This window comes from Streptomyces sp. SCSIO 75703, from assembly GCF_036607905.1.
Classification (GTDB): Bacteria; Actinomycetota; Actinomycetes; order Streptomycetales; family Streptomycetaceae; genus Streptomyces.
The window spans coordinates 1,652,737-1,665,517 of record NZ_CP144555.1 but is presented as its reverse complement, the minus strand read 5'-3'; the positions used below and the strand labels follow the sequence as shown (position 1 = coordinate 1,665,517).

Sequence of the window (12,781 nt, the reverse complement as noted above, 5' to 3'; positions counted from 1 at the left end):
CCTTCCCTTATCCCGTGTCTCGTAGGAGGCCGAACTTTCAATGTCCGAAACCGCAAAGCACTCCGGCGATGGCGAGTTGGAGCCGGTTCGCATTCCGGATCCGCAGCTGGAGGGAATCGAGGCGAGCGTGCGGCGGCTCATGGAGCAGTCGGCGCAGCAGGCCCAGCAGCTCGACCACCTCGCATCCGCGCCGGCGCCGAGCGGGTCACCGTTCGCCGCGTTCGGCATGCCGGGACTCGGCGGGCCTCCAGCCGCCGCTCCGCCGGAACCCCGCCCGATCCTGGAACTCGACGGGGAGGAACGGGAAGACGAACTCGACGCCCTCTCGGACTGGGTCGACGACTTCTTCCTCCCTGTCTACGGGGCAGAGGTCACCACCGCGGCACCCTGGTGCCTACGGTGGCAGGAACACGACGACGTCGTGGCCTGGCTCCACGCCCTGTGGCTCGCCTACCAGCAGCACAAGGACCCCGAAGCCGGGCTCTCCGGACTGTTCGTGTGGCACCGCGACTTCCTCACCCATGCCGTCGCCGCAATTCGCGCGCCGGGCGGACCGCTGTCGGCCTGCATGACCTCTCCCGACCGGCCCGCGCACCGTCTCCTGCCCGGCCCGCCGCCGTCCGTGCGCACCGAGACGGCGGCCACGGCGGATGGCGCCGGTACCACCGAGCAGGATGAGCCGGCGCCATGAGCGCGGGAATGGGAGAGCCCGCCTTCGCCCTGAGCTTCGACCCTCGCGCGCTGACCGATCTCCTACAGGCCCCCAGCGAGATCCGCGACCTCACCCTCGCCTACCTGCAGGAAGTGGTGAACGCGCAGCGCTCCGGCCTGCGCCTCGACGGCGACTTGGAGGGGTACCGGAAGCTGTTCGTGGACCGCCGCAAGGACTGGCGCGTCGTCTACGGCGTCCGCCCGGCGCCCGCGGAATCCGCCCACCCCAACGAGATTCACGTCGTCGCGATCCGGCCGCGTGCGGGCAACGACGTCTACGACGAGGTCGGCCGCCGCCTGGGGATGACCCGCCGGCCGCTGAGCGCTCGGACGCACGCGGCCCGCTCGCGTTCCCCGCAGCTGACCACCCGTGCTTCCGTGCCCCGGCCCGGTCCGCCGCCTGCCGCACTGCCGGGTCTGCCCCGTCCCGCCCTCAACCCCGCGCACCATCCCACCCGCTGAACGCACGGAGCGTCGCCCATGCCCCGTCAACCTGCGCCGACACCCGCCCGGCGTGCGGTCACGCAGCTCGACCACCGCCTCGAAGCGGTCACCGGCCACGACATCGACACCCTGTGGACCTACCGCGACCGCGGCGCCCTCGACGAACCACACGCCCAGCTGGTCGATCGGCACCGCACGCTGACCAACGCCCAGATCGGCGTCACCTTCTACCTCAAACTGCTCAACCGGCTCACGACCGGTGAGTTCCCTGTCGACGGCGCTCTCTTCGTACGCATCGACCGCACCGTGGACCAGCTGGAGGTAGCCACCGAGGCGCGCGACGCCGCCGTCCAAGAGGTGCTTGCTGCCCTGGAGCCCATCGAGGCCGCCACCGCAGCGCCGACGCCCGACGCACCACCGCTTTCGACCGATGACCGGGCGGCACTGCTCGCCATCGCCGGCGGTGCCAAGCTCCACGAACACCTCCTGACCGGCCGCGTCTCCGTGACCGCCTCCTCCGGCATCCGCATCCCCTATCCCCAGATGCAGCAGCTGGAACGCGCCGGCCTGATCGTCCGGGACACCAGCCACCCTGTGCACGCCGGCCAGCCCGTCTTCCTCACCGACGCCGGACGAGCCGCACTGCTCGACGCCCGCCGGACTCCCACGACGCATCCGCCGACGAGCCCGGCTCGCCCCAGCGCCTCGCCGTCCACTCCCGCGAAGCGGCGCTGAACTCCACCGAAAGGCTCCTGTTGACCCCCACCGAACCGGCGCCGACCTCGAAGATCATCCTTCACGTCGACTTCGAGTTGGACGACCTCAATGCCGACGAGGAGAGGCACCTCGACTTCTACCGCAAGGTCGCCGTCCACGAGGACATGCTCGTCCCCCTCGCCGAACACCACGATGGCCCGAACAGCTACTACGTGCTGTTCGACCGCACCGCCACCTGGGGACACCCCGGCATGCCCCAGGTGCTCGCCGTGCATCTGCAACGGGACTACGAGAACCGCACCTTCAGCTACGAGCACGCTCCGCTGCCGCTGCCCGCGATAGCGCAGTCGTGGCTCATACACCGCGGCTGCCCGCACGACGCCATCGGCCTCGACCCCGAGCTGGGACCACCACCGGCGGACGAGGCTACGCGAGCACTGGAGCGACGCCTCGTCGGCGACGGCGACCGTTACGCCATGGGCTACTCCTACACCAGCGACGACCCCAACGACATGGTCATCGTCGTGGTACTGCGGCCACGGGACGAGCAAGCCCCCAGCCCCTTCCGCGTGGTGGTCGAGGAAGTCGATACCGAGACGTGGACGCACACCCTGCGCGAGGGCGGCTTCGACACGGCCGGTGAGGCCCTGAAGTGGTGCAACGACCGCCTCACCGGCGAGGCCGGCCCACTCCCACCGGTCCGCCCGACAGCCACCACCAGCCGTCCGGCTCAGGTCACCAAGTCCCCCGCCCCGCGCCCGCCCGGCCGTACACGCTGAGCGCTCAGCCCGACGCGGGCGGCGCAACATAGCCGACGATCGCCGGTTAGCCAAACCGGCGATTCTCCGGACTCTTATACAGCCGCCGGGACAACTCCCGCGGCTCCTTCCCTGCATTCCCTGTGCCTTCACGGAGGTTTCTTCCGCATGCGCTCCACCCGAATTGCCATATCCGCGGCGATGCTTGGCGCGCTCGCGCTGCCGGCGCTGTCCGCCACCCCCGCCAGCGCCGCGACCGTACCCACCGCAGTAACCGCCACCCCCGCCGTGAGCTGCCACAACCGGCCGCCGCTCCCCTACACGGTGCACGCCAGTGCCGTGACCATTCGGTCGAAGACCAGCTCGAAGTCCACCGCGCTCGGCGTGCTCTACAAGAGCCACGCGTTCAGCGTGTCCAAGAAGAGCGGCAACTGGCTCTACATCACGGACAAGACGACTGGCGTCAAGGGCTGGGTCTCCGGCACGTACGTCTACCGCGACGTCCGAATGTGCCTGGCCTGACAGAGCCCAGCAGGTGGCCGTAAGCGGCTCAGCCACTGGGTACGGCAGCCCCTCCCACCCCAGGGATCGGCCTTTCCAGAACAGGAGATTTCCCTTTGCCCGATGGCATATCCGATGAGTCTGAGGATGTCGTGGGCGTGCTCACCGAACGGATCGAAGCGTGCTTCGACATGGGCATGGACCAGTTGAAGGCCGCGGTCGCCGCCGCGCCGACCGCGAATCCCGATGCCACCGACGTCGTCAAGTGGCATGGCCTTCTCGTCGAGGCCCAGTCCGTGCTGGAGCGTGCGGAGGACGACCTCCTCGCTGCGCTGCAAACCCAGCCCAGCGAGATCGACGATCCGACGATGGGCCTCGCCCACCGGGTGAACGCGGCCGTCACCGCCCGCGACGGCCGAGCCATGGTCGTGCGCTGGCTCCTCGACCCGGACGCCCCGGGGAAGAAGGACCTCGCCGCCCAGCGCCTCGCCCGCCTCCGGCCCCGAACCGGCCCGGCGGTGCAGACCAGCGCTCCCCACCGGCCCGCCGGCACAGCCGCTCCGGCATCGGCGTGGCGGCCGGCAAGGACCGCCCGATGAGCCGGGACAAGGCCAGCACCATGGACGCCGACCTGCAGAAGGTCTTCGGCAACCCGCTACCCGAGCTGTACGAGACGGCTGCCAGCCCAGGTGCCTCGCCCGCGCTCGCCCGTGCCCTGGAGCTGCGCTCGTTCCTGGCGCTCACCGAGGAGCAGGTCGCCCGCGTCCGCGACCGCGTCCACGCCGACATGGATCCCGACCGCGACATGGACGAACTGTCGGCGGACAAGCTCCGATTCGACGCGCAGTGGCTGGAAGCAGCACTGGAGGCCCGCGACGGCTACCGCGCAGCCCTAGGCGAGCTGCTGCGCACCATGCCCCCGCCCGCCCAGCAGTCCCGGCCCGTACGAACGGCTCAGCTCAGGGCCACCGCCACCCTGCCCCCGTCTGCCGCCCCGGCACCCCAGCGTGCCGGGGCGGCCCGGGCCCGCCGACCGTGAAAGCCCCTGATTGCCCCACCTCACGTCCACCGACATAGCCGGACGGATAGAGGACCTGTACGGCGCACCGCTCGCCGACCTCGAAGCCCACGCACAGGACCAGCCACCCGGCATGCTCTCCGCCCTGCTCGGCATGCACGACACCCTCGCCCTGGCCGAGCGCAGCATCGACTTCCACCGCGACCACCTCACCCGTCTCATCCACCCCGAGCAGCAGATCGGCCCGCACGAGGTCTCCCACCTCCTCGACGGCATCCGCCGGCTCACCGAAGCCGTCGCCATCCGCGAGACCCAGGCCAAGTCGGCCGCCGCCGTCCTGCAGAGCCTGGTCCGCGTCCCGGCCTCGACCTCTGCCTCCCCGGCTCCCACGCTGCCTGCCCCGGCCGCGCCCCTTGCGGCGCAGAGCGCGGCACACAGCCGCTGACCTGCAGGCACCCCCCTTTCCTTTCACCCAGGAGTTCCTCCCTTGGCCATCACCGCTCTGCCCCCCGATGCCGATGCCGACATCGCCCGGGTCACCGAGGCCCTCGCCATGATCACCCCGCGCTGGAACGTGAGGATCCTGCTGGCCCTCTCCGGCCCGCCGCTGCGCTACAGCGAGCTGGCGGCCAAGGTGTCCTGGCTGCAGAACGGCCAGCTCCACCCCAAGCTCAAGTCGCTGTGCGACGCCGGCCTCGTCGAGCGCACCGAACACACCGCACGCCACGTGACCTACGGCCACACCGAGCGAGCCACTGCCCTGCTGCCGATCCTGCCGGTGATCGTCACCTGGGCCGAGGAGCACTTGGAGAAGGCGGAACGCCCGCTGGCCGCCATCGAGCAGATCGAGGACAGCCTCACCCTGCTTACCCGGCGCCACGCCGCCGCCATCCTGTGGGTGCTCAAGTCGCGCGAGGAGGTCAGCGGCCGGGGTCTGGCCCGGATCGTGATGCCCAGCAGCGACTGGACGAACATCTATCCGCCGTTGCGGCAACTCGTTGCCGACGGTCTGGCCGACACCGAGGGCAACGGCCGGCCCTACCGGCTGTCCGCCGCCGGCGACGCCCTGGGCCCCGTCCTCGGCACGCTCTCCGCCTGGTCCGCCGGGCAGCCCCTCGACCAGGCGGCCCACCACCCCGTCTGGGGCCAGCCAAAGGCCAAGAGCAAGCCGAGGCCGTGGGTCAGCAGCCCATCACGGCCGGCGCCCGCGGCGCTGCCGCCCGCTCGGGCGGTTGGGTCGTCCCCGGCGTGGCACCACCGTGACCTCTTCTCGCACGCTATGACCAGCTACCCGACGGCAGCCCTCCCGGCGGGAGGCCCGCGCCGATGAGCACCCCCTTCGCCTCTGCCGCAGCGCGCCACGCTGTCGACGTGCTCGCCTCGTGCTCCCTGATCCGTCTGGTCACCGAGATCGACGACAACGGCGCCATACCGCCGCGACGTCTGGCCGGGACTCTGTCCGACCTCTCCCCGCACCAGCTGCGAAGTGCCTCCGACACGGCCCGCACCTACGGTCTCGTCCGGGTCGCGCCCGGCACCGGCCTGGAACTGACCGAATCCGGGCGGGAACTGGCTGACCTGTACGACGCGCTAGCCCGGTGGGCGCGGTGTCACTCGGTCCCCGCCGCCGTCTGCGAGTTCAGCAGCCGTGTCCGGCATGTCCTCGGCCTGCTGGCACCATCGCTCACTCCTGGGGATGCCGACCGCCCCGGCCCTCTGGCCCCTGTGCGCCCCATCAGCGTTGAGGCTGAGTCGGAGCTGGCCTGTGCCCGCACGTCTTTGATCCAGTGGCTGATTAGCAACCCCCAGGTGGCCAAGGCTGAGCCCGAGCGGGCCGCGTGAGCGCAGCGGTCACACCCCGGCACGCACGCCACACGGCCGGGCTGATGAGCAGCATCTACCTGCCGCGCACGGCGGATGCCTTGGCGTTCGCGATGTCCACCTACGGCATCCCGTTGCTCGTCTTGGCCACGACTGGCTCCGCCGTGCTGACAGGGGCCGCCTTCGCCCTGGAGTGGATCCCGCGCCTGGCTGCGTTCGGGTGGGCCGGATCGATCGTCGACCGGCGCGGCGCCTCGGTGGTCTTCCACCTCGCCTCCCTGGGACGGGCGGTGGTGCTCGCCGCTGGCGCGGTGTTCCTGTACCTCTTCCCATCCGGCACCGTGGCGAGCGCGACAGCGATGGTGCTCGCGGCGGCGACCGGCGTGCTCACCGAGTTCAGCTACATCGCGACCGAGACCGCCGGAGCCGCCGCTGGCCGCCGAGCCGGACCCCGGGCCCACCGTGTCCAGGCCGTCCTGCTCGGCATCGACCAGACCGCGACCTTGGCCGGACCGGCGCTCGCCGGCGTGCTGCTGCTCGCCGGGCCGCCGTCGATGCTCGCGGTGGTCACCGTGCTCTCGCTGCTCGCCGCGCTGCTCGCCCTGCGCACACCGCCCTCGCCCGTTGCCCCGGCCCGCGCGCGAAAGGGGCGGCCCGGCGCCGGGCTCGTCACGGGGTGGCGCACCATCCGCGCGCTCCCCGCGCTCGGCTGGCTGGTGGCCGGGCTGACCCTGTCCAACCTGTCTATCGGCCTTCTCCAGGCAGCCGGTCCGGTGATCGTCGTCCAGCACTTCGGGCAGTCCACTACGGCCGTCGGCCTGGTGTGGTCCGCCGCAGCGGCAGCCACCCTGGCGGCCGTCACCATCTGTCGGTTCGTGCTGGATCGCCTGGGCCTGTGGCCAGTGGGAGCCGCCTGCTCCGCCATTGCTTCGCTCGCCTGCCTCGCCGCCGCCCTGGCCCCCGGCTACCTGTCCTACCTGGTCATGGTCGCGGTCCTGATGGCAGCCGATGGCGGCCTGGCGGTTGTCTTGCGCACCCTGCGCTCCCGCCTGATCCCTCCAGAGGCGTTTGGCAGCACCCTGTCGGCCACCATTCTCATCCTCCTGCTGCCCTTCCCGGTCGCCGGCGTGCTCACTGCGCTCACCCCGCCCGACGCGCTGGGACACGTCATCACCGCCTGCGCCGCCCTGCAAACCCTCGGCCTGTTCTGCGCCTTCGCCCGCCTGCGCACCGACCCTGCCCTGCGCACCTGACCCAATTGTCCCCAGCCCGTGGAGAGCTGCGCCGTCGCCGCGCCGCCTGAACACCCCCTTTTTTTCCTGCCCTGCCGTCCCTCGATACGGAGAAGCTCTCTTGCCCGCTCGCCCTGTTGTACTTGTCGTCGCTCCCGGAGATGTGAACTACCGCGGCTACTGCCTTGAGCAGGTCGCCGACGTCTACGACATCGTGCTGCTCACCGGCACCGAACCCTCTTGGGAGGAGCCGCACATCACCGATCACGCCGTCGTGGATCTCAGCGATCCTGCCGCACTGCTGGCAGGAGGCCACGCCCTGGCCGGACGCCACAACCTCGCCGGCGTCATGACCTGGGACGAATGGAGCGTGGTCCCGACCGCCCGCCTCGCCCGCCAGCTCGGCTTGTCCACCACCGCACCCGAAGTGATGCAGGGATGCCGCAACAAGGCCACCGCTCGCTCGCTGTTCGCCCGCCACGGCGTGCCCTCGGCCGCTTCGGTGAGCGTGCGTACCCGCCAGGAGGCCGAAGCCGCCGCCGAACGGATTGGCTACCCCGTGGTGCTGAAGCCCGCCTCACACGCGGGTGCCATCGGCGTGCGCCGCGTCGACGACCGCGACCAGCTCACGGCCGCCTACCAGGCAGCCGAACGGGCTGCCGGTCAGGGCACCGAGAGCACCAGCGTCCTCGTCGAGGAGTTCCTCGACGGGCCGGAGATCTCCGTGGAGTGCGTCACCTACCGCGGCGCCACCACGGTGGTCGCGGTCAACCGCAAGACCATCAGCCCCCCGCCGCACTTCGAGCAGCTGGCCCACAGCGTGGACGCCGACGACCCGCTCCTGGAAACCGTCGCGCCAGCCGCCCGGGCGGCCATCAACGCCCTCGGCATCACCGACGGCGTCAGCCACATCGAGATGCGCCTCGTCGACGGCAGGCCCCGTCTCATCGAGGTCAATGCCCGCCTGGCCGGAGACATGATCGGCCACCTCGTGCGTCTCGCCACCGGCATCGACCTGCCCCGCGCTGCCGCCGATATCGCCTGCGACCGTGCCCCCGACCTCACGCCCACCAGGTCCTCGGCCGCCGCCATCCGGCTGCTCTACCCGGACACCTCCGGCACGCTCACCCACCTCATCTACGACGGGCCCCACCCGACGTGGCTGGACCGGGTGCACTACCAGTGCCGCCCCGGCGACCAGCTCCTCGTCCCCTCCGACGGAGGAAACCTGTACACCGGCCGGATCGGCTACCTCATCACCACCGCCACCACCGGCCAGCAGGCGCGTGCCCGCGCCGACCAGGCCGCTCGTGCCGTCACCGCGGTCCTCGACCGGACCCGCGGTACCCGCAGCACGGCGGCGTGAGCGCGGTGTCTGCGGCCGACCGGCACAGCCGGGCGCTGCTGACCTGCTACTTCCTCGGCCTCGGGGCCATCATGGCGGTGTGGGGTGCCCGGATGCCTGCCGTGCAGCAGACTGCCCACCTCAGCACCGCAGGGCTGGCCCTGGTCCTGCTGGCCGCCGCCATCGGCATGGTCGCCGGCCTCCAGATCGGAGGCCGCTACACGCGCCCAGCGCGGCTACCGGCCCTGCTCACCACTGGGTCCCTTGCCCTGGCCGGATGCCTCGTCCTCGTGGGCCAGGGAGAGAGCCTGTCCGCGTTGCTCGCGGCGGCTCTCGCGTTCGGCCTCGCCCACGGCGTCCTTGATGTTGCCGCCAACAGTGCGGCCGTCCGTTGCCAAACGGCCTTCGGTCGGCCCATCATGTCTGGTCTTCACGCCGCATAGTCCCTCGGCGCCCTGGCTGGCGCCGCCTGGCCGCCCTCACCGCCCAGGCCCCGCACAGCACCCTCTTCACCGCAACAGGCACCCTCCTGGCCGGCGTCGCGATCGCCCGTGCCGGTCACCCGAAGCCTGAGCGGCGCAGACCGCCCCGCAATGCGCGCCAGCGCTGGGAAGCTGCCTCTGCTTCCGTCGCCGGGAAGGCTCTGGCTTCTGGCCGCGCTGGCCGCAGCGAGCCTGCTGCACGCAGACCTTCCTGCCTCCAGAGGGCCTTGGCGGCGTGCGCCACCGGTACGCCACCACTGGGTCCAACGGTCCGGTCTGGCGGGTCTGGGGCGGATACCCGAGCGAGCCGCACTGGCAGGCCCAGTTCTCTGCCGCCGCGCCCACCACCCTCGCCGCGGCTTTCACCGCCTCGCTGATCTCCACCGAACCGCTGCACCGGGCCGTGAAGCAGATCCCCTTCCACACCCGTCGTCACCTCTACGTCCCACCGGCTGCAGCCCCGCAGCCGCCTAACCACATGCCGCCCGCTCTGCCGTCCGCACCCACCCCCTCGGCCGCGCCCGCTGACCTCCCCCGACCGATCAAGGAGCCTTCTTCCTCGTGCACGCACGTCTCGTCCGATCCGCCGCCGCCATCGCCGTCGCGGCGGCCGGCACCCTCACTTGGGCACCGGCCGCGAGCGCCGAGCCCACCGAACCGACCCCCTCAGCCTCCGCCGCCGAGACTCCGGCCCCGGACCCGGGCAGCGTCGAGATCACCACCAAGGACACGGCCGGAGACGCCCTGCCCGGCGCCGTGTTCCTGCTGCTCGACTCCGCCGGCCAGGAAGCCGGACACGGGAAGACCGACGCACAGGGAAAGCTGACCTTCTCCGACCTCGCGCCCGGCGTCTACCGGCTCAAGGAGACGGCCTCCGGCAGCCCGCTCCACGAGGTCGTCGTCGACCAGGACGTCATCGTCACCCCGGGCGCGACCACCCGGCTGACGATCACCGATCCCTTCAAGGCCGCCAAGGTCCTCCTGCAGGCCAAGGACGACAAGACCGGCAAGCTCCTGCCCGGTGCGACCGTGAACATCGGCACCGGCACCTCGACGCTGCTCACCCTGACCACGGGAGCCGACGGCACGGCCTCCGGAGAGCTGCCCATGTCGAGCCGGAAGGCCCAGTTCTGGGTCAAGGAGATCAAAGCCCCCGCCGGCTACGACCTGAACAAGCCCACCAAGACGTTCACCGCTGCTCCCGGCGACCCGGTGACCGTGACCGTCAACAACGCCAAGACCCCCACCGACTCGAAGCCCGAACCCTCGGTCAAGCCCACGCACACGCCCACCGACACCCCCTCCAGCCCCGGCAAGCCGAACAGCGGTACCGAAGGGGCCACTCCGTCCGCGTCGGGCAGCGACACACCGGAATCCGACTCCTCCACCGTCGCCGCCACCCCAGTTGGCGACTCCACACCGAAGACGCCGACGGGTACCCTCGCCCAGACCGGCGCTAACGCCACACCATGGCTGATCGGCGGAGCGGCCGTCTTGATCGTCGGAGGCGGAGGCGCCCTCATCATGGCCCGCCGCCGACCCGTGGACGACTCCAACGATGACGGCTCCGCCGAGAGCTAACCCAACCGACCCCATGAAGCCCCCGGAATCATTCGATTCCGGGGGCTTCATCGTGCGAGCGTGAACGGAGGCGCAGCTCCTTGGCTTGAAAACCAGTGACGGTACTTTGTTTCAGGCTGATGAATGTGCGCTCTACCGTGCTCTGAAAATCACCCTAAGGATCCGCTCAGCCCTCGCCCTCATCTGCGGATCAGGGTGTGCGAGTGCTGCGGCGAACAGTGTCGTGAGCAGGGCGAAGATCGGGCAGGATGTGATCGTGACCTGCGTTTCGAGTCCCATGCGAAGCGATGGTATCGGATGCCCACTTGCGGCTCGAGTTTCCTCTAATGTGCCCCCGAGGGGGGAATTGTGTTTAGGTAATAGAGTCACCTCGAAAGGATGGCTGGTCACGCGCATAAAGGTGCCCGGATTCTTCGCCCCGCCGCCGGAGTAGGGTGCAATTCGACTGTGACAGATCTCACTTAGAGCTCGTAACGCGATCTTGTTGAAGTGGCCTGGTAGGCCGTGACCGATGTGAGGATTCGGCCGTTCGGAGGGTGTGACGACCCGGCCGTGGATCGTGGACGACGACTTGTGGGCGCTGATCGAACCGCTGCTGCCGCCCTGGCCCGAGCGGTCGCCGGGGCCACGACCGGTGGCGGACCGGCTGTGTCTGCAGGGCATCCTGTACGTGCTCCACAACGACATAGCCTGGCAACTCCTGCCCTTGGAGCTGGGGTTCGGCTCTGGACAGACCTCCTGGCGCCGCCTGGAACGGTGGCAGCGGGCCGGCGTCTTCGACCAGTTGCATCGCATCCTGCTCGCCGAGCTGAACGCGGCCGGCGCACTCGACTGGTGGGAGCGTGCCGTGCAGGCCCAGGAGGAGCTGGAGGATGACGTTGCCGCTGCGCTGGGCGGGAACATCATGGCCCAGCCCGGCCGCAAGCTGGCGCCGGAGCACGAGGCCACACTGCCGCCCGCCGTCCGGCACCTCCCGCCGTCCCTGGACGACATCCGCGCCGCCCTGCGCCACGAGAGCGTCCGCGCACGGTTCAACCGGGAGTTCATGGACGCGATCCCGCCGCACTATCCGGCGCTGCTACTGCGATGGTGGGACATCGCCCGCCTGATGGCCGACCCTCGCGGCGATCGGGCCGTACGCGCTGTTATCAACGGCCGTCGCGCCTCGGACTAGGGCGTGCCGCAGGGCACTGTCATTGACCTGCGCTGTCTCACGGCCGCCTCACAAATGCAGCCGATATGAAGTCGGCCGTGAGAACGTGCAGCCGAACTTGAGCCCCCACAGTTGGCAGCGGTCAGTAGTTCGCCGGGGGCAGACAGGAAAGACCTCGGAAAGACTGGTCAACGGGCGCGAGCGCATGTCAACGTAGACGACCTTGCAAGTAACCCCAGGTCAGAGAGGTGATTGCCCGTGACCGTGGCTCCCCTGGGCCCTGGTCTCTCCACCACCGTCGAAGCCTTGCGCCTGCGTGAGTGGCAGCTCGGCCCCGGCCAGCCCACGCTCGTCACGGATCAGTTCTCCGCGGAGGACTTCCACCTCATCGTGGACGACCGAGCGGACGTGCACATCAGTTCGAAGGATGGCCGCTTCTACCTCGGCTGGTTCCCCAACGGCCGCCCCGGCACCGACGGCGAAGGTTGGACGATCGCTGTCACAGGCACAGCCAAGGTGCGCGGCTACCACCTGTCGTTCGACACTGAGACGCCGGCCGACATCGTCGCCGCCACCGTGGCGAGGGTGCTGGAGACCTCGCGCCGCCTCTGACAGCGCGGACGCTGACACGTAGTGCCCGCCCTGTGAGCGCTGGCCGTACCGAGGCCGGCCCAACTCCACCGCCCCCGTTTCCCCGAACCCCAGGAGGCTGTCCGTGACGTCCCCGGAGATGACCGTCGGCACTCTCATTGACCTGTTGTCCGGCTGCGACCGGAGCGCTCCGGTCCGCCAGGCCATGAACCCGTTCTTCCCGATGGCGCACCGCTTGGCGCAGGTCCTGCAGTCGGTCGACGAGACCGGCCGGACCGTTGTCTACCTCGCCGAAGGGCGGGACGAGGATGCACAGCTCGGCCACCTTCCGCCGGAGGTCGCCATCGCCCTGACCTGGCAGGGCCCCGTCCAGGCGCCCCCGCGCCGCCCTCGCCGCCGCGCCGGCGGCAACTAGACACGAACCGAG

17 protein-coding genes and 1 pseudogene are annotated in these 12,781 nt (G+C 70.4%); all 18 read left to right on the top strand.

Annotated features, from left to right (window positions below; all coding sequences use genetic code 11):
* Window positions 1-139 precede the first annotated feature (139 nt).
* The 18 genes and pseudogenes from VM636_RS07100 to VM636_RS07015 all read left to right on the top strand — a co-directional run bounded on the left by VM636_RS07100 (window position 140) and on the right by VM636_RS07015 (window position 12,769).
* Window positions 140-691 (top strand): DUF4913 domain-containing protein, encoded by a 552-nt coding sequence (locus VM636_RS07100; protein WP_338486318.1) that lies wholly within the window; start codon window positions 140-142, stop codon window positions 689-691.
* The gene (locus VM636_RS07095; protein ID WP_338483978.1) at window positions 688-1,173 is read left to right on the top strand and encodes a hypothetical protein; all 486 of its coding nucleotides are present in this window, start codon (window positions 688-690) and stop codon (window positions 1,171-1,173) included. Before VM636_RS07100 ends, VM636_RS07095 begins: the two co-directional genes overlap by 4 nt.
* A gap of 18 nt (window positions 1,174-1,191) precedes the next feature.
* On the top strand, window positions 1,192-1,890 hold the full coding sequence (locus tag VM636_RS07090; protein ID WP_338483976.1) for a hypothetical protein: 699 nt from the start codon (window positions 1,192-1,194) through the stop codon (window positions 1,888-1,890).
* 17 nt (window positions 1,891-1,907) lie between these two features.
* Entirely contained in the window at window positions 1,908-2,651 is a 744-nt protein-coding gene (locus tag VM636_RS07085) for a hypothetical protein (protein WP_338486316.1), read from the top strand.
* A 180-nt stretch (window positions 2,652-2,831) separates the two neighbouring features.
* Window positions 2,832-3,152: an SH3 domain-containing protein gene (locus VM636_RS07080; protein ID WP_338486314.1), complete on the top strand. Its 321-nt coding sequence runs from the start codon at window positions 2,832-2,834 to the stop codon at window positions 3,150-3,152.
* Window positions 3,153-3,247: 95 nt separating this feature from the next.
* Window positions 3,248-3,730 carry a hypothetical protein gene (locus VM636_RS07075; RefSeq protein WP_338483974.1) on the top strand — a complete coding sequence of 161 codons (483 nt, stop codon included), beginning with the start codon at window positions 3,248-3,250 and terminating at the stop codon, window positions 3,728-3,730.
* The gene (locus tag VM636_RS07070; protein ID WP_338483972.1) at window positions 3,727-4,170 is read left to right on the top strand and encodes a hypothetical protein; all 444 of its coding nucleotides are present in this window, start codon (window positions 3,727-3,729) and stop codon (window positions 4,168-4,170) included. The genes VM636_RS07075 and VM636_RS07070 overlap by 4 nt, the downstream gene beginning before the upstream one ends.
* A gap of 10 nt (window positions 4,171-4,180) precedes the next feature.
* Window positions 4,181-4,594, top strand: coding sequence for a hypothetical protein (locus tag VM636_RS07065; RefSeq protein ID WP_338483970.1), 414 nt, complete (start codon window positions 4,181-4,183; stop codon window positions 4,592-4,594).
* Window positions 4,595-4,636: 42 nt separating this feature from the next.
* Window positions 4,637-5,479 (top strand): helix-turn-helix domain-containing protein, encoded by an 843-nt coding sequence (locus VM636_RS07060; protein ID WP_338483968.1) that lies wholly within the window; start codon window positions 4,637-4,639, stop codon window positions 5,477-5,479.
* Window positions 5,476-5,991: a regulator gene (locus VM636_RS07055; RefSeq protein WP_338483966.1), complete on the top strand. Its 516-nt coding sequence runs from the start codon at window positions 5,476-5,478 to the stop codon at window positions 5,989-5,991. The genes VM636_RS07060 and VM636_RS07055 overlap by 4 nt, the downstream gene beginning before the upstream one ends.
* The gene (locus VM636_RS07050; RefSeq protein WP_338483964.1) at window positions 5,988-7,223 is read left to right on the top strand and encodes an MFS transporter; all 1,236 of its coding nucleotides are present in this window, start codon (window positions 5,988-5,990) and stop codon (window positions 7,221-7,223) included. Before VM636_RS07055 ends, VM636_RS07050 begins: the two co-directional genes overlap by 4 nt.
* 142 nt (window positions 7,224-7,365) lie before the next feature.
* Window positions 7,366-8,568 (top strand): ATP-grasp domain-containing protein, encoded by a 1,203-nt coding sequence (locus VM636_RS07045; protein WP_338483962.1) that lies wholly within the window; start codon window positions 7,366-7,368, stop codon window positions 8,566-8,568.
* Window positions 8,565-8,990, top strand: coding sequence for a hypothetical protein (locus VM636_RS07040; RefSeq protein ID WP_338483960.1), 426 nt, complete (start codon window positions 8,565-8,567; stop codon window positions 8,988-8,990). Before VM636_RS07045 ends, VM636_RS07040 begins: the two co-directional genes overlap by 4 nt.
* A 163-nt stretch (window positions 8,991-9,153) precedes the next feature.
* A pseudogene (locus tag VM636_RS07035) lies at window positions 9,154-9,408 on the top strand (DUF317 domain-containing protein); the annotation flags it as partial.
* 182 nt (window positions 9,409-9,590) lie between these two features.
* A complete protein-coding gene (locus VM636_RS07030; RefSeq protein WP_338483958.1) occupies window positions 9,591-10,610 on the top strand; it encodes a SpaA isopeptide-forming pilin-related protein in 1,020 nt (339 codons plus the stop codon).
* A gap of 538 nt (window positions 10,611-11,148) precedes the next feature.
* A complete protein-coding gene (locus VM636_RS07025; RefSeq protein WP_338483956.1) occupies window positions 11,149-11,784 on the top strand; it encodes a transposase in 636 nt (211 codons plus the stop codon).
* Window positions 11,785-12,021: 237 nt separating this feature from the next.
* A complete protein-coding gene (locus tag VM636_RS07020) occupies window positions 12,022-12,375 on the top strand; it encodes a DUF317 domain-containing protein (protein WP_338483954.1) in 354 nt (117 codons plus the stop codon).
* 103 nt (window positions 12,376-12,478) lie between these two features.
* A complete protein-coding gene (locus tag VM636_RS07015) occupies window positions 12,479-12,769 on the top strand; it encodes a hypothetical protein (protein ID WP_338483952.1) in 291 nt (96 codons plus the stop codon).
* Window positions 12,770-12,781 lie beyond the last annotated feature (12 nt).

Bases quoted from the DNA above. Each gene is read 5' to 3' on its own strand.
- VM636_RS07100 (WP_338486318.1), top strand. From the start codon at position 140: ATGGAGCAGTCGGCGCAGCAGGCCCAGCAGCTCGACCACCTCGCATCC.
- VM636_RS07095 (WP_338483978.1), top strand. From the start codon at position 688: ATGAGCGCGGGAATGGGAGAGCCCGCCTTCGCCCTGAGCTTCGACCCT.
- VM636_RS07090 (WP_338483976.1), top strand. From the start codon at position 1,192: ATGCCCCGTCAACCTGCGCCGACACCCGCCCGGCGTGCGGTCACGCAG.
- VM636_RS07080 (WP_338486314.1), top strand. From the start codon at position 2,832: ATGCTTGGCGCGCTCGCGCTGCCGGCGCTGTCCGCCACCCCCGCCAGC.
- VM636_RS07070 (WP_338483972.1), top strand. From the start codon at position 3,727: ATGAGCCGGGACAAGGCCAGCACCATGGACGCCGACCTGCAGAAGGTC.
- VM636_RS07055 (WP_338483966.1), top strand. From the start codon at position 5,476: ATGAGCACCCCCTTCGCCTCTGCCGCAGCGCGCCACGCTGTCGACGTG.